Origin of the sequence: Mammaliicoccus sp. A-M4, assembly GCF_022386955.1 — a bacterium.
Taxonomy (GTDB): Bacteria; Bacillota; Bacilli; order Staphylococcales; family Staphylococcaceae; genus Mammaliicoccus; species Mammaliicoccus lentus.
Genome location: NZ_JAJNHH010000009.1, coordinates 1 through 14,951, shown reverse-complemented (window position 1 = coordinate 14,951; position 14,951 = coordinate 1). Strand labels below are relative to the sequence as shown.

Below are 14,951 nucleotides of genomic sequence, written 5' to 3'. Positions count from 1 at the left end.
TATTATGAAAAAGGAGTTTTAAATATGCCAATTATTACAGATATTTATGCACGCGAAGTATTAGATTCACGTGGTAACCCAACAGTAGAGGTAGAAGTATTAACAGAAAGTGGTGCTTTTGGTAGAGCATTAGTACCTTCAGGCGCTTCAACTGGTGAATATGAAGCAGTTGAATTACGTGACGGAGACAAAGATCGTTACTTAGGTAAAGGTGTACTTAAAGCAGTAGAAAATGTTAACGAAATTATTGCACCAGAAATTATCGAAGGTGAAATTTCAGTTTTAGAACAAGTATCAATCGATAAATTAATGATCGCTTTAGATGGTACGCCAAACAAAGGTAAATTAGGCGCAAATGCTATCCTTGGTGTTTCAATCGCAGTAGCTCATGCAGCTGCAGATTTCTTAGGACAACCTTTATACAAATATCTTGGTGGATTCAACGGTGTTCAATTACCAGTTCCAATGATGAACATTGTAAACGGTGGTTCACACTCTGACGCACCAATTGCTTTCCAAGAGTTCATGATTTTACCGGTAGGTGCAGAATCATTCAAAGAAGCATTACGTTGGGGAGCTGAAATCTTCCATAACTTAGCTAAAATCTTGAAATCTCGTGGTTTAAACACAGCAGTAGGCGACGAAGGTGGATTCGCTCCTGAATTCGAAGGTACTGAAGATGGCGTTGAAACTATCTTAGAAGCTATTAAAGCAGTTGGCTTAGAGCCAGGTAAAGATGTAGTTTTAGGATTTGACTGTGCAGCTTCAGAATTCTTCGAAAACGGCGTATATGACTATGCTAAATTCGAAGGTGAACACGGTGTTAAACGTTCAAGCGAAGAACAAGTTGATTTCTTAGAAGAGTTAGTTAACAAATATCCTATCATCACTATTGAAGACGGTATGGACGAAAACGACTGGGACGGATGGAAAATCCTTACTGACCGTATCGGAGACCGTGTTCAATTAGTAGGTGACGACTTATTCGTTACAAATACTGAAAAATTATCAGAAGGTATCGAAAAAGGTATCGGTAACTCAATCTTAATCAAAGTTAACCAAATCGGTACATTAACTGAAACATTCGAAGCTATCGAAATGGCTCAAAAAGCTGGTTACACTGCAGTTATTTCTCACCGTTCAGGAGAAACTGAAGATACTACAATTTCAGATATCGCAGTTGCTACTAATGCTGGTCAAATTAAAACTGGTTCATTATCTAGAACAGATCGTATTGCTAAATACAATCAATTATTACGTATCGAAGATGAATTATATGAAACTGGTAAATTTGAAGGTATAAAAGCTTTCTATAACTTATCTAAATAATTGTGCATTTAATATAAAATGATTCACAAAATATGAGACTAGTTTGAATATATCTATTCTCAAAATTAAACCATCGATTTGTTGGATTTCACATTATCTAACAGATTGGTGGTTTTTTTATATTAAAACAAACTGTTTTTACAGTAACGCTTTAACGCTTTAAATTAAATGTGTCATTATCATTCCATTACGTGTTAAAATGGGCTATAATATAGAGAATTATGTTTATAGGAGGATTTCACAGATGACGATTAATTTAAAAAGTGCAAAATCACCTTGGTCTAGTTTAGATGGTGTAGAAAAATTAAGTTTGCATCCAACAGATCAAGTATTTAATAAAGAAATTATTATACCAGGGAGTAAAAGTGTAACGAATCGTGCTTTTATTTTAGCAGGGTTTAGTAAAGGTACTTCAAAGTTATCTGGTTATCTTAAAAGTGATGATACTTATTGGTGCATGGAAACATTAAAGAAATTAGGAGCAACTTTCGAGTTTGAAGGAGATTCAATCAATATTACTGGTGTAGATACGGAAAGTCTTCCAGAAGAACAAACAGTATTCATTGGTTCAGCAGGCACGACTGCTCGATTTTTACCTGGCATTTTAGGGACACAAGATAAAAGTGAAATTACTATCACTTCTACGGAACAATTAGCTGGTAGACCACATAAAACTTTACATGATGCACTTATCCAATTAGGGGTAGAAGTCTCTTATATTGAAGAAGAAGGCCAACTTCCAGTCAAAATTAAAGGGACACCTGAAACTGGTGGTAAAGTCATGATAGCAGGCGATAAATCTAGTCAGTTTATTAGTGGATTATTACTTGCTGCACCATTGTTTAATCAACCAACAGAAATTGAATTAACAACAGAGATAGTACAAAGTGCATACGTAGATATCACGATAGAATTAATGGAACAATTTGGGATAAGCGTAGAAGTCTCAGATGACTATAAACATATGAAGGTTGAAAAAGGTTCTTATCAAGCGACTAATTTACCTTTAGAAGCCGATTTATCAACTGCTTGTTATTTTATGGCTCTAGCAGCTCTGAAAAAATCGACAATTAAGATTAATCATTTGAACCTAAAAACCCATCAACCTGATTTAGAAGTTGTAGACATTTTAGAAAAAATGGGTGCTACTGTTAAAAAAGGTGAAGATTATGTCGTTATCACTGGTCCAGAACAGCTCAAAGGTAATTTAACAATCGATATGAATGCATGTTCAGACCAAGCACTTACAATCGGTACATTAGCAGCGTTTGCGGATGGTCCAATTACAATTACTGGTGTTGAACATATACGTAATCATGAGTGTAATAGAGTTGAAGCTTTAACTGAAAGCTTAACTAAGCTAGGGATTAACATACAAGAACATCAAGATGGATGGACGATTCAGCCAGGAGAGATTCAAAGTGCTACATTGGATACATTTGATGACCACCGAGTAGCTATGTCTCTTAGTTTAGTAGGCACAAAAGTAGATGGTATAACACTGCTTGACCCAGCATGTGTATCAAAGACTTGTCCAACGTACTTTGAAATGTTAAAATCTTTAGGCATGTCAATAGATTATGACTAATGAAAACTTGAGTGCATTTTGTAAATGTGCTATAATGCTACTGTTATAATAGACAGGAGGACCGAGTCCATGCATACATTTTTAATCGTCTTATTAATCATAGATTGTATTGCATTGATTACCGTTGTATTACTTCAAGAAGGTAAAAGTACCGGTTTATCAGGTGCAATTAGTGGTGGAGCAGAACAATTATTTGGTAAACAAAAGCAACGTGGAATAGATTTAGTTTTACACAGAACAACAATCATTCTAGCGATTTTATTTTTCTTAATTATGTTAGCAATAACTTACTTTAAAATGTAGTGGTCCGACGGGTAATGTCGGACTTTTTTATTTGTTTGCAAGTGAAAAAAAGATACAATAGAGTTAAATAGAGTAAAAGGATGGTCGATCATGAGAATTCAATTACCTAAACCTTTCTTCTTTGAAGAAGGTAAACGCGCAGTATTACTTTTGCATGGATTTACAGGTAATTCATCAGACGTTAGACAATTAGGACGTTTCTTACAGAAAAAAGGATATACATCATATGCTCCGCATTATGAAGGTCATGGAAGACCACCAGAAGAAATATTAGAATCAAGCCCATATGTATGGTTTAAAGATTGCTTAGATGCATATGATTTTCTTGTGGAAAAAGGGTATACTGAAATAGCAGTAGCTGGACTATCATTGGGTGGCGTTTTTAGCTTGAAATTAAGTTTAAATCGTGATGTGAAAGGTATAGTAACTATGTGTTCTCCTATGTACATTAAGACAGAAGGTACTATGTTTGAAGGTGTACTAGATTATGCAAGAGAATTTAAAAAATATGAAGGTAAATCAAGTGAACAAATTGAAGAAGAAATGAAACATTTTCATCCGACAGACACTTTAACTGAATTGCAAAATACTATTCAAGCAGTTAGAGATCAAGTTGATGAAGTATTTGATCCTTTATTTGTAGTACAAGGCAAGCTTGATCAAATGATAAATCCTGATTCTGCTAATATTATTTATAATTCATCTTCATCTGATGATAAATATATTAAGTGGTATGAAGAATCTGGTCATGTTATAACAATCGGACAAGAAAAAGAGAAAGTATTTGAAGACGTATATCAATTCTTAGAATCATTAGATTGGTCCGAATAAGACACAATATAAAAACAAGAAAGGAGGCCCGCTATGAATCTAAGAGAAGAAGTTGAACAAATCATAAATGAGAAAGACTACACGCCCATGACGGTAAGTGAATTTCAAGACGTAATGGGATTAAGTAACGCTGATTCATTTAAAGAATTAATAAAAGTTCTAGTTGATTTAGAACAAACGGGTCAACTAGAAAGAACAAAGACGGATAGATATAAAAAGAAAAGAGATAAATCAGATTTAGTTAAAGGGAAGCTTAGCCAACATAAAAAAGGTTTTGCATTCTTAAGACCTGAAGATGATACAATCGAAGATATTTTTATACCACCAAATCAAATTAATAAAGCGATGGACGGCGATGAAGTATTAGTAGAAGTCGTTCCATCACGTGGAGACCACAAAGGTAAAATTGAAGGAAGAGTTAAGGCTATTACGACACGTAATATTACGCAAGTAGTTGGTACTTATACTGAAGCTAAACACTTTGGTTTCGTATTGCCAGATGATAAACGTATTACACAAGACATTTTTATCCCAAAAGGTAAAAATTTAGGCGCTGTTGAAGGGCATAAAGTACTTGTAGAAATTACGGAATATGCAGATGGTACTCATAATCCTGAAGGTCACGTTAAAGCAATTTTAGGGCATAAAAATGACCCTGGTGTTGATATTCTATCTATTATTTACCAACATGGAATCAATATAGAGTTTCCGGATAGTGTAATAGAAGAAACTAAAAAAGTACCAGACAAAATTAAGCCAGAAGAAACTAAAAATAGACGTGATTTAAGAGATGAATTAACAATCACTATTGATGGTGCGGATGCTAAAGACTTAGATGACGCTGTATCTGTAAAAGCATTAGATAATGGATTAACAGAGTTAACAGTAAGTATCGCGGATGTAAGTTATTATGTAACTGAAAATAGTGAGTTAGATAAAGAAGCATATGATCGAGGCACTAGTGTGTATCTTGTAGATAGAGTTATTCCAATGATACCTCACAGACTAAGTAATGGTATTTGTTCATTAAATCCAAATGAAGACCGTCTTACTTTAAGCTGTAGAATGGAAATTGATCAACAAGGCGAAGTTGTTCGCCATGAGATTTTTGAAAGTGTCATTCATTCAGATTATAGAATGACTTACACTGATGTAAATAGCATCATTGAGAACAAAGACCCTGAAATTAGAGAGAAATTTGCTGAAATCACACCTATGCTTGATTTAGCTAACCAATTATCACAACAATTAATTGCTAAACGTAAAAAACGTGGTGAAATTGATTTTGATATTAAAGAAGCTCAAGTATTAGTTGATGAAGACGGTATTCCAACAGATATTCAAGTTAGAGAAAGAAATGACGCTGAAAGATTAATCGAAAGCTTTATGTTATCAGCTAACGAAACAATTGCAGAACATTTCAGTAAATTAGAATTACCATTCATTTATCGTGTACACGAAAATCCAAAAGAAGAACGTTTAAATCAATTCTTTGAATTTATTACGAACTTTGGTATTACAGTTAAAGGTACAAGCGAAGATATTCATCCATCTACACTACAAAAAATTGTGCAAGAAGTAGCTGGTGAAAAAGAAGAAATGGTAATTGCTACTTTAATGTTAAGAAGTATGCAACAAGCAAGATATAGTGAAGAAAACTTAGGTCACTTCGGTTTATCAGCTGATTATTATACACATTTCACTTCACCAATTAGAAGATACCCAGATTTAATAGTGCATAGACTCATTCGTAAATATTTAATCGATAAATCAATGAATGATAAACAAATTAGACATTGGGAAGAAGTATTACCTGAAATTGCAGATCATACATCTACACGTGAAAGAAGAGCGATAGATGCAGAACGTGATACAGATGATCTGAAGAAATCAGAGTATATGATTCAACATGTTGGAGAAGTTTATACTGGTATAATCAGTTCAGTAGCTAACTTCGGTATGTTTGTAGAATTAGAGAACACTATCGAAGGTATGGTACACATTTCTAACTTAACAGATGATTATTATAATTTTGATGAACGCAGTATGGCTATTATTGGTGAAAGACAAGCTAAAGTCTTTAGAATCGGTGATAAAGTAGAAGTCAAAGTTATAAATGTTAATGTTGATGAAAGAATGATTGATTTCCAAATCGTAGGTATGCCAATAGCTGAAAAGAATCGTGAAAAACTCGCAAGAGAAAAGACAATAAAAGCTAAAAAACGTGGACCATCAAAGGAAAACGATAAAAATAATAAGCATAAAAAAGGCAGAGCAAAAGGTAAACAAGGCGATAAAAACAATAAACCTTTTTATAAAGCAAAAGCCGTTAAAAAGAATGCAAGACGTAAGAAAAAATAGAAAGTAGGTGATGGATGTGCCAAAAGTACACAACAAACCTTTAGCACAAAATCGTAAAGCAAGCCATGATTATACAATAGAAGATACGGTTGAAGCGGGAATTGTATTACAAGGTACAGAAATCAAATCCATTCGCCGAGGTAGTGCAAACTTAAAAGATTCATATGCACGTGTATACAACGGAGAAATGTACGTTTACAATATGCATATTGCACCGTATGAAGAAGGTAACCGTTATAATCATGATCCATTAAGAAATCGAAAACTGCTCTTAAAAAGAAAAGAAATCGATAAATTATATGGTATCTCAAAAGAAAAAGGGTATTCATTAATACCGCTTAAACTATATATTAAACACGGTTACTGTAAAGTTCTTTTAGGGATAGCAAGAGGTAAACGAGATTATGATAAACGTCATGCGCTGAAAGAAAAAGAAGCAAAACGTGATGTAGAAAGAGCAATGAAGCATCGATATTAAGCAATTATATTGATTAATCAATAAAAAATTGTTATTATTAAATATACTTCTGCTAAAAGGAAGTATATTTCTTATTCAGGGGACGTTACGGATTCGACAGGGGTCCCCGAGCTTATGAAGCGTGTCGGAGGGTTGTCTCCGTCATCAACACAACAGTTATAATAACTGGCAAACAACAAAACTTAGCAGTAGCTGCGTAATAGCACTCTGCATCACCTAACAGCATCGCCTATGTGCTGTTAACGTGATTCAACTTAAGTAGGATACGCTCGTCACTGCCGTTTGAAGTCTGACGAGAAGAGATTAATCAAACTAGCGTTGTAATAGGGTGTCAGTCCCCTGATACAACGCGAAACAATAAAGACTAGACTACGCACGTAGAAACATTTGTATCAGGATCTCTGGACGCGGGTTCAACTCCCGCCGTCTCCACTACATAGCTCTCAACCATTGTGGTTGAGGGTTTTTATTTTGCATTAGTATAGTAAAGAAATATGGTAAAACTATTAGTATATTAAACCTTTAAAAGTAATCATTGGTTTAATATTAATTAGTAAAAAAGACCATAAAAAATAACCATCTCTAGCTTTGGTCGGCAAGATGGTTATATAAATTCAATTCCGGCTACCGTCTTTTTAACGGGCTCATAAGGGGCGATGCATGCATGTATGTGTATCGTCCTTTTTCTATATTTAAATTACCACAATTTACATATATTGTCTATTAAAATAATAGATGGGTTTCATAATGAAAGTATATTAGGGTCTAATGACTGGTACTTCAGTTGAAATAAAAAATTTAAAATTTGTGTAGATTCAAACTAATATATGCGTTTTTTGTAAATAGACAAATTTTGGTAATGAAGATAAAATATTAATGTGAGCAAGTTGGATAGATGGTGGCTAATCTCTTTAAATAAGGGGTGATGCCTATGAAATATGGTTCGACTCCTAGAAAGGTGTAACATTGACTGATTATGAATTACTGATGATTGTCATGTCAATCATTGGTTTAGTATTAATTAGTAAAAAGGACCATAAAAAATAACCATCTCTAACTTTGACCGGTTTTGATGGTTATTCAATAATTTATTAAAACGAGGCCACCGTCTTTTTAACGGGCTCACAAGGGCGATGCATATATGTGCATCGTCCTTTTTCTATATTTAAATTACCACATTTTACATATATTGTCTATATATTTTGTTACTTATTAGCCTAGTGATAACTATCAACTTATTCAATAATTGTCTTACTATCACGATTATTAAAACATTCTCTTATTTGTTTTTCGGTAATTCTCTTAGTTGATAGTTTTGGTAATTGATCAATATCAAAATATTGTACCGAACTTGTTTCTATACTTGTTGTTAGGTTTCCACTTAATCTTTTACAATAATAAACTAACTTATAATAGTGTGCTAATGAATTTTCTGGATTAGACTTATTAGTATCATATACTGCAATAAGATTGGATACAGAAACTGATAAACCAGTCTCTTCTATCACTTCTTTCACTACATTTTCTACTGGTGAAGTTCCTACGTCAGCAAAACCTCCAGGTAACGACCAAGATTTTGTTTTAGGATCTTCTACTAATAAAACTTTATTGTCTTTATCTAAAATTAAAGCTCTTACATCAATTTTAGGTGTAGGGTAACCAGCTTCCTTTTCTAATGTTAAGTTCTTGTTATTGCTCTGAGAATTTATGAATTCTTGAGTTATATCAAAAATTTCATTGAACCTCTCTACGTCATATGGGTCCTTAGAATAATTAATACCAGAGTTTGAAATAGCTAATAACTTTTGGAAAAATTGTTTACTATCCATAATTACACCTCAATTCCTTTAAGTATATATTATCTTAAATAGAAATTATGGACTAATCATAAGTCTATAAAAAGAAAGTTGGTAAATAACTAGTGTGTAATTAATAGTTGAAATATTTATAATTAATAACAATAAAAAATTAAATAATTTAATTACACCTATTAATTTACTGATAAAACATATATTGTTGAAGGTAATATATGTAAGGGGGAATATGTAATGAAAAAATTATTTATTTTATTATTTGCAAGTTTATTAGTATTAGGGGCATGTGGACAAAAAGAAGAAACCTCATCTAAATCAGAAACCACAAAACAATCAGGTGATAAAGAAAATAAAAAGCAAGATGAGAAAAAAGATAAAGATAAGGAAAAGGATAATAAACAAGATACTTCTAATGAATCAGAAGCAGATACAGAAGAAGAACAGTCTGCTGAAGAAAATGAAAATACAGAAGGCCAAGAAGAAATTGAGAATAGTGAACAAACAAATAACGAAAATGAATCAGAAAATAGAGCATTAACTAAAGAAGAAATATCAAAACAAATAAAAAGCGGGGTTAATGTAGATGGTATGGTAGACGCAGATGGGGACACATGGTATCAGGCACCTGGTAACGGTGATGTTGTGGGGTATGTAAAGCCTGATGGGACACAATGTACAGTTGGCGGATGTGTAAGTCCTGAGCAACAAGAGAAAATGGACGAAGAAGAAGATTTAGATATGCAAGATGATGAACCTGATGATGTTAACGCCGAAATCAATGCAGCTGAGACTGAAGATGAGTATATAGACGCTTTACGTAAAAAATATAATGGTGGTTTATCTTCTGCTGAAATACAAACTAAAACAGCAATTGAACAAGGTTATTATGAAGGTGACGATGCCGAAGATGTTTACAAAGAAATAGAGGAGAGAGAATCTGAAATTGAATCAGGTAAATATGATCACTATAATAAATAAAGTTAATATGAGTTTAAATATCAACTAAAGTAAAACCTAATGTGACAATAATGTTCGTTTAAAAACATCAAGGTGTTTGGTAGCATTAATATAAACCTTTAAGGAGGGAATATTATGTTTCTAGATGTGTTCGGATACTTATTGGGTTCTGGTTTTTTAATACTTGGTATTTGTGCTTTGTATTTTATGTCTTATGAGATGTATGAAGTTTTTACAAAAGGTGAGAAAACTGTAAGTTTCAAGGGAACTACTTACTTTGCATTAGGTTCTGTATTTTGTGGAGTGGTTTTGATTATTATGGCAAACGTTCTTTGAATTTATTAAAATATACGTAAAACACTCCAAAAGTTTAACTTTTGGAGTGTTTATTTTTATATATCATCCTCTAATATATTCGTATTCTTTATAGAGAATCCTGTGATTTTATCGGAAAATGCTGCAAATAGTGCTGCTAAAATTACATAGGCGATTGATCCGATTATATAATGTGTTTCTAAATCAGTGATTAATAGGTATGTTTCTGCAAGTAGTAACACAACAGAAATACCGATTAAAGTTTTGAGTAATGCTGGTGGCAGTTTGATAGGTGCATTAGCGTATGCTTCTGGGTATAGCTTAGGTAATCGTCCTGCTGCAACTACTGGGAACATAAATACGATTAATGAAAGGCTTGTTCCAAGTTGTGCTACTACGTTTAGCGATACGTTTGTTAAAATTGGTACTGCTCCAATGATATAGAAAATAGTGAGTAACCAATGTGGTGTTCCAAATTTTTCGTTTACTGCTCCTAATTTCTTAGGTAAGACGCCATCTTGTGTGGCTACATATAAACTTTTTGTTACCCAAGTGAATGTTGCGTTTAATGTTGTTGCTAGAGCAAACATGGCACCACCTACAATGAAGATAACAAATACAGGTTTTGGTAATACTTCATTAGCTACTGCTGTTAAAGGCTGACCTGCAACTTGTTCAATAGGTAAGACACCTACTGCAACTGCAGCAATTAAAGCATAGAAGAACCCGATTAGTACTGTAGATCCTATAATGACGATAGGTAAATCTCGTCGAGGATTCTTCATTTCTCCACCTAATTCCGCAACGAATTGTGCACCTCCAGTTGCAAAACCTACCAATCCAATTGCAGTAAAGAAGCCTGTGAACCCTGCTGGAAACATTGTTTCTGGTTGGAAAACTGTATAATCTACTTTAGGTAATCCAAAAACAACGAAACAACTTAATGAAAGGATTAAAATAATAACCATCCATTTATTAATGATAGAAGCTGTTTTTACACCAACTAAATTCACAATAAATAGTAATGTTAATAAACTAAAAGCAATTGGTGTGATAGGTGCTTCCGGTAAAACGCCTTGTAAATATTGTGCAAAGGAAATAGCATACATTGCTAATGTAATTTGCATCAATGTAAACATGCATAGCCAAAACACACCAATTTTTGGTGATAACAACCGACTGGTATATTTATATAAACCTCCTGTAGTAGGGAGTGTTCCTCCTAAAATAGCAATTGGTGACATCGCAATAATACCAAGTAATGAAGAAATTATATAAGCTAAAGTCACACCGCTACCAGACATTTGAATACCTATGCCAGTCATGGTCAAAATCCCTGAACCGATAACTTGTCCTAGTGCGATACCCATGACATCACCTAGGCCTAAATTCTTCTTTAAATGAGTTGATTCAGACATAAGCGCCTCCGTGTATATGTATAATTAATAATTCATACTTCTAAACTAAGATAAAAGTACCACAAGTTATTATAGTCCAATTGAGAGAAATTATCAATTGGAACTTTGGCTTTTATATAAGTATAGTTATTTTTGAATTCCATGGGTTTTATTATTTACTTTTCTAACCTAAATATACTTATTGCTAGACCAATTAAGACTGTACCAATAGCGTAATCTAGCATACTTTTGATTTTTACATTATTAAAAATTTGTCTAATATAGTTAAATAAAAAGCTACATAAGAAGAACCAAATAAAAACAGTTAATATGAATAAAGAGGAAAGTACTAGAATCTGCATTGATCCATCTTCTTTAGTTATAAATTGAGGTAAAATGCTGACATAAAATAAAATTGCTTTTGGATTAAAAATAGTACTTATAAAACCTTGTTTATAAGACAATCTAAGTTTCATATCTGTTTTTACATCTTTATCAGTACTAATATTAAAGGCTTTTTTCGCATTTAAAATTGTTTTAATGCCTAGATATGCAATATATATTGAACCTAAAATCTTTATAACTGTAAAAACATAATAAGATGTCGTTAAAATAAATATTAATCCAAATGCTGCAAGTGCTGAATAAAAAACATGTGCACTTGAGATACCCAAACCAGCCATAATACCGTTTTTCGCATTACCTTTTAATGTGTTATTCAATACAATGAAAAAGTCAGGGCCTGGTATTATGATGATCATTAAAGATATTACGATGAAGCTTAACCAATTATCCATATATTTACACCTCTCTGTTGATTAATGTTTCTCACAAATATATCAAAAACTAGTTTGAATAACTATATTATTTATAAAATAACTATATTTATTTTATAATTTGGTTTAAGTAAGTATAGTAGTTATAATCATCATAGATGAATAAGAGATTATATATGAATACAATTAGAAATGAGGATTAATATGAAAATAGGTAAATATTCGATTGATTCAGTATGGCTAAGTATTATTTTAGGTTTTATATTTGTAGCTTTAGTATCCCCGTTTATGTGGGTTTCAGTTTTAGTATTAATAATCTTTGCGATAAAGAAAGATAAAATTAAAGAAGAAGAATGAAGTAAGTCTTTAGATTATTTTGCTTTGAGAAAGTATTGTACTATAAAACTCAAAATGTTAATGCTGACTGTATTTAGTAATTTTGTACCTATACCATGATTTTCCTGAAAGCTATTTAATGAAATGATTTCAATATTATTATTATGTTCTATATATGTGATAATGCAGTATATGGTGTTATGGCAAGCATTAAATATCCTTCAAGTTCATATAGTGTTTCATTAATACTAGATTATAGTGTTATATAAAAGTATTATAGAAATGTAGATAATAGTTTGTAAAGATTATATCCCTTTAAGAAAGAGGTATTTTAAAATGGAACCTTATGTTTCTAAAGATATATTAGATATGGTTAGTACTGAATTTAATTTTTCTATAAACCAATTTGAGTTGGAAGTTTGGAATCATGAATATGAGGCTTTTAATTTCAATATTAATAATAATAGTTTTAAAAGTAGATTAGCTAAAAAAACACCTAAAAAAGCTGGATATTTTGTTACGTTATGGCTGAAAAATGAATTAGAAAAAAATAGGCCGTACAATTATGATGAAATGAAAGACAAGTTGATTATTAATGTTTTAGATGGAGACAATAAAGGTCAATTTATTTTTCCAAAAGAACTTTTAGCTGATAAAGGAGTTTTAAGAATAGGTAAAGAGAAAGGCAAAATGGCATTTCGAATTTATCCAAGTTGGGAAACAAATTTAAATAAAGCAGCAATTAAAACACAAAAATGGCAAGCACCTTATTTTTTGGATTTATCAAAGGAGTATAATAATACGGAAGCTTACGAATTATATTTAAAGTAAGCTATCAAAGAAAGTATGTGAATAATCTAATGAATGGTTCATTACATCATATTGAAATATATGTAGAAGATATACAGAAATCTAGAGCATTTTATGAATGGTTGTTAAATAAATTAGGATATAAACTTTACCAAGAATGGGATTTAGGATTTAGTTTTAAATTAGGTGAAACTTATATAGTATTTGTTGAGGTAGAAGAGAAATATAAAGATTATGGGTATCACCGAAAAAGAATTGGATTGAATCATTTAGCATTTAATGTTGAAACAAAAGCTATGGTAGATGAAATCACTAATGATTTAATTAATCAGGATATTGGAATTTTATATGTGGATAGACATCCATTCGCAGGTGGAAATGATCATTATGCAGTTTATTTTGAAGACCCGGATAGGATTAAACTCGAAATCGTTAGTAATGGAAACTAGTACATCTAAACCATAACAAAGGTAAATAAAATTATTTCAAAGACTGTGGTTAAATCCACTGTCTTTTTATATACATATTCTACAAATAATGATTTTGATAGGTTTATATAAAAATAATCATTAAATTTAAAGAAAATTAAAAAAATAGTTATTAATTAGTGTAAAATCTGTTATTATTACTTTAATGAATATATTTTAGGAGAGTAAGTTATGAAAAAAGGATGTTTATGGTTTTGTTTTGTAATCTTCATGCTTTTTATTTTAATAGGAGCTTGTAGTGATGATGATGTGAATAAAGATGATAAGAGTCAAGTAAGCGAAGAGAATAAGAAGCAAAATGATGACAAACAAAAGAAAGATGAAAAAGCTCATAAAGAAAAATCTGAGAAAAAAGAAACAGATAAAAAAGAGAAAACTAATTATACTAAGAAAGATTCAAAGGATGAAAAGAAAGAAGTAGAGAATGCTACGCAAGATTCAAATAAAGAAGAAAAAAAGACATTCACACCTGGTACGACTGATAGAATACCTGTGGAACTTTCATCAACAGTAGACGGGGATACTGCTAAGTTTATATATAATGGTAAAGAAGGATCGTTTAGATTTTTATTAATAGATACGCCTGAAACGAAGCACCCTAGAATTGGGAAACAGCCGTTTGGTCAAGAAGCTTCTGATAGAACGAAATCGTTACTCATGAACGCTAACAAAATCGAAGTTGAGTTTGATGTAGGTGAGAAACAAGACAAGTATCAAAGATATTTAGCTTATATATATATTGATGGTGAAATGGTAAACGAAATATTAGTTAGAGAAGGTTTGGCGAAAGTAGCCTATGTTTATCCTCCTAACACACGTTATCTAGATCGATTGGAAAGTGCGCAGGCTGTAGCTAAAGAACAGAAATTAGGTATTTGGAGTTTAGATAGTGCTTTTGAAGAAGCTAATAATACAGAAGCAAATACAAATTCAAATACTTCTAATAACAATACAACGACAAATGTTCCTGCCTCTCAACCAGAGACTCAACAATCACAAAGTAAAGAATTTTATAAAAACTGTACTGAACTAAGAAAAGTATATCCAAACGGTGTACCAAGTACTCACCCAGCATATTTACCAAAACTTGATAGAGACAAAGATAACTTTGCATGTGAAGCAAATTAAAATAAAACTATAAAAAATAAAAGAAAACCTATTAAAGTTA

Annotated in this window: 15 protein-coding genes and 1 other RNA gene; 13 read left to right on the top strand and 3 right to left on the bottom strand. The window is 31.9% G+C overall.

Annotated features, from left to right (window positions below; translation table 11 throughout):
• Positions 1-24 precede the first annotated feature (24 nt).
• The 7 genes from eno (at position 25) to ssrA (ending at position 7,325) form a co-directional block, all read left to right on the top strand.
• Entirely contained in the window at positions 25-1,329 is a 1,305-nt protein-coding gene (gene eno, locus LQ682_RS08700) for a phosphopyruvate hydratase (RefSeq protein WP_017000774.1), read from the top strand.
• 244 nt (positions 1,330-1,573) lie between these two features.
• Positions 1,574-2,917 carry a 3-phosphoshikimate 1-carboxyvinyltransferase gene (aroA, locus tag LQ682_RS08695; protein WP_103268604.1) on the top strand — a complete coding sequence of 448 codons (1,344 nt, stop codon included), beginning with the start codon at positions 1,574-1,576 and terminating at the stop codon, positions 2,915-2,917.
• 69 nt (positions 2,918-2,986) lie between these two features.
• Complete coding sequence (secG, locus tag LQ682_RS08690; protein ID WP_017000772.1) at positions 2,987-3,220, top strand: preprotein translocase subunit SecG; 234 nt, start codon at positions 2,987-2,989, stop codon at positions 3,218-3,220.
• A gap of 90 nt (positions 3,221-3,310) precedes the next feature.
• Positions 3,311-4,051 carry an alpha/beta hydrolase gene (locus LQ682_RS08685; protein WP_017000771.1) on the top strand — a complete coding sequence of 247 codons (741 nt, stop codon included), beginning with the start codon at positions 3,311-3,313 and terminating at the stop codon, positions 4,049-4,051.
• A gap of 33 nt (positions 4,052-4,084) precedes the next feature.
• Complete coding sequence (gene rnr, locus LQ682_RS08680; protein WP_064204479.1) at positions 4,085-6,412, top strand: ribonuclease R; 2,328 nt, start codon at positions 4,085-4,087, stop codon at positions 6,410-6,412.
• A 16-nt stretch (positions 6,413-6,428) separates the two neighbouring features.
• Positions 6,429-6,890, top strand: a complete 462-nt coding sequence (gene smpB, locus LQ682_RS08675; protein WP_017000769.1) for an SsrA-binding protein SmpB — start codon at positions 6,429-6,431, stop codon at positions 6,888-6,890.
• Between the two features lie 78 nt (positions 6,891-6,968).
• Positions 6,969-7,325: a transfer-messenger RNA gene (gene ssrA, locus LQ682_RS08670) on the top strand.
• Between the two features lie 800 nt (positions 7,326-8,125).
• Here ssrA and LQ682_RS08665 read toward each other — a convergent pair.
• Positions 8,126-8,719: an NUDIX hydrolase gene (locus tag LQ682_RS08665; RefSeq protein ID WP_218729710.1), complete on the bottom strand. Its 594-nt coding sequence runs from the start codon at positions 8,717-8,719 to the stop codon at positions 8,126-8,128.
• Between the two features lie 219 nt (positions 8,720-8,938).
• On the opposite strand from LQ682_RS08665, the gene LQ682_RS08660 reads away from it, so the two are divergent.
• Both LQ682_RS08660 and LQ682_RS08655 read left to right on the top strand, forming a co-directional pair.
• Positions 8,939-9,682: a hypothetical protein gene (locus tag LQ682_RS08660; RefSeq protein ID WP_135021428.1), complete on the top strand. Its 744-nt coding sequence runs from the start codon at positions 8,939-8,941 to the stop codon at positions 9,680-9,682.
• Between the two features lie 114 nt (positions 9,683-9,796).
• Positions 9,797-9,997 carry a hypothetical protein gene (locus tag LQ682_RS08655; protein WP_017000761.1) on the top strand — a complete coding sequence of 67 codons (201 nt, stop codon included), beginning with the start codon at positions 9,797-9,799 and terminating at the stop codon, positions 9,995-9,997.
• 56 nt (positions 9,998-10,053) lie between these two features.
• Here the strand turns inward: LQ682_RS08655 and LQ682_RS08650 are convergent, their stop codons facing one another.
• Positions 10,054-11,394 carry an APC family permease gene (locus LQ682_RS08650; protein ID WP_239724114.1) on the bottom strand — a complete coding sequence of 447 codons (1,341 nt, stop codon included), beginning with the start codon at positions 11,392-11,394 and terminating at the stop codon, positions 10,054-10,056.
• Between the two features lie 155 nt (positions 11,395-11,549).
• Positions 11,550-12,170, bottom strand: a complete 621-nt coding sequence (locus LQ682_RS08645) for a LysE family translocator (RefSeq protein WP_017000759.1) — start codon at positions 12,168-12,170, stop codon at positions 11,550-11,552.
• A 183-nt stretch (positions 12,171-12,353) separates the two neighbouring features.
• Here LQ682_RS08645 and LQ682_RS08640 point away from each other — a divergent pair, with 183 nt between their 5' ends.
• The 4 genes from LQ682_RS08640 (at position 12,354) to LQ682_RS08625 (ending at position 14,911) form a co-directional block, all read left to right on the top strand.
• Complete coding sequence (locus LQ682_RS08640) at positions 12,354-12,506, top strand: hypothetical protein (RefSeq protein WP_017000758.1); 153 nt, start codon at positions 12,354-12,356, stop codon at positions 12,504-12,506.
• Between the two features lie 315 nt (positions 12,507-12,821).
• Entirely contained in the window at positions 12,822-13,316 is a 495-nt protein-coding gene (locus tag LQ682_RS08635; protein ID WP_064204475.1) for a MepB family protein, read from the top strand.
• Between the two features lie 29 nt (positions 13,317-13,345).
• On the top strand, positions 13,346-13,744 hold the full coding sequence (locus LQ682_RS08630; protein WP_064211741.1) for a VOC family protein: 399 nt from the start codon (positions 13,346-13,348) through the stop codon (positions 13,742-13,744).
• 210 nt (positions 13,745-13,954) lie between these two features.
• Positions 13,955-14,911 carry a thermonuclease family protein gene (locus LQ682_RS08625; protein WP_103268599.1) on the top strand — a complete coding sequence of 319 codons (957 nt, stop codon included), beginning with the start codon at positions 13,955-13,957 and terminating at the stop codon, positions 14,909-14,911.
• Positions 14,912-14,951: the final 40 nt, after the last annotated feature.

Bases quoted from the DNA above. Each gene is read 5' to 3' on its own strand.
- LQ682_RS08665 (WP_218729710.1), bottom strand. From the start codon at position 8,719: ATGGATAGTAAACAATTTTTCCAAAAGTTATTAGCTATTTCAAACTCT.
- LQ682_RS08635 (WP_064204475.1), top strand. From the start codon at position 12,822: ATGGAACCTTATGTTTCTAAAGATATATTAGATATGGTTAGTACTGAA.
- secG (WP_017000772.1), top strand. From the start codon at position 2,987: ATGCATACATTTTTAATCGTCTTATTAATCATAGATTGTATTGCATTG.
- rnr (WP_064204479.1), top strand. From the start codon at position 4,085: ATGAATCTAAGAGAAGAAGTTGAACAAATCATAAATGAGAAAGACTAC.
- LQ682_RS08660 (WP_135021428.1), top strand. From the start codon at position 8,939: ATGAAAAAATTATTTATTTTATTATTTGCAAGTTTATTAGTATTAGGG.
- LQ682_RS08640 (WP_017000758.1), top strand. From the start codon at position 12,354: ATGAAAATAGGTAAATATTCGATTGATTCAGTATGGCTAAGTATTATT.
- LQ682_RS08685 (WP_017000771.1), top strand. From the start codon at position 3,311: ATGAGAATTCAATTACCTAAACCTTTCTTCTTTGAAGAAGGTAAACGC.
- LQ682_RS08625 (WP_103268599.1), top strand. From the start codon at position 13,955: ATGAAAAAAGGATGTTTATGGTTTTGTTTTGTAATCTTCATGCTTTTT.
- LQ682_RS08650 (WP_239724114.1), bottom strand. From the start codon at position 11,394: ATGTCTGAATCAACTCATTTAAAGAAGAATTTAGGCCTAGGTGATGTC.
- eno (WP_017000774.1), top strand. From the start codon at position 25: ATGCCAATTATTACAGATATTTATGCACGCGAAGTATTAGATTCACGT.
- LQ682_RS08630 (WP_064211741.1), top strand. From the start codon at position 13,346: ATGAATGGTTCATTACATCATATTGAAATATATGTAGAAGATATACAG.
- LQ682_RS08655 (WP_017000761.1), top strand. From the start codon at position 9,797: ATGTTTCTAGATGTGTTCGGATACTTATTGGGTTCTGGTTTTTTAATA.
- aroA (WP_103268604.1), top strand. From the start codon at position 1,574: ATGACGATTAATTTAAAAAGTGCAAAATCACCTTGGTCTAGTTTAGAT.
- LQ682_RS08645 (WP_017000759.1), bottom strand. From the start codon at position 12,170: ATGGATAATTGGTTAAGCTTCATCGTAATATCTTTAATGATCATCATA.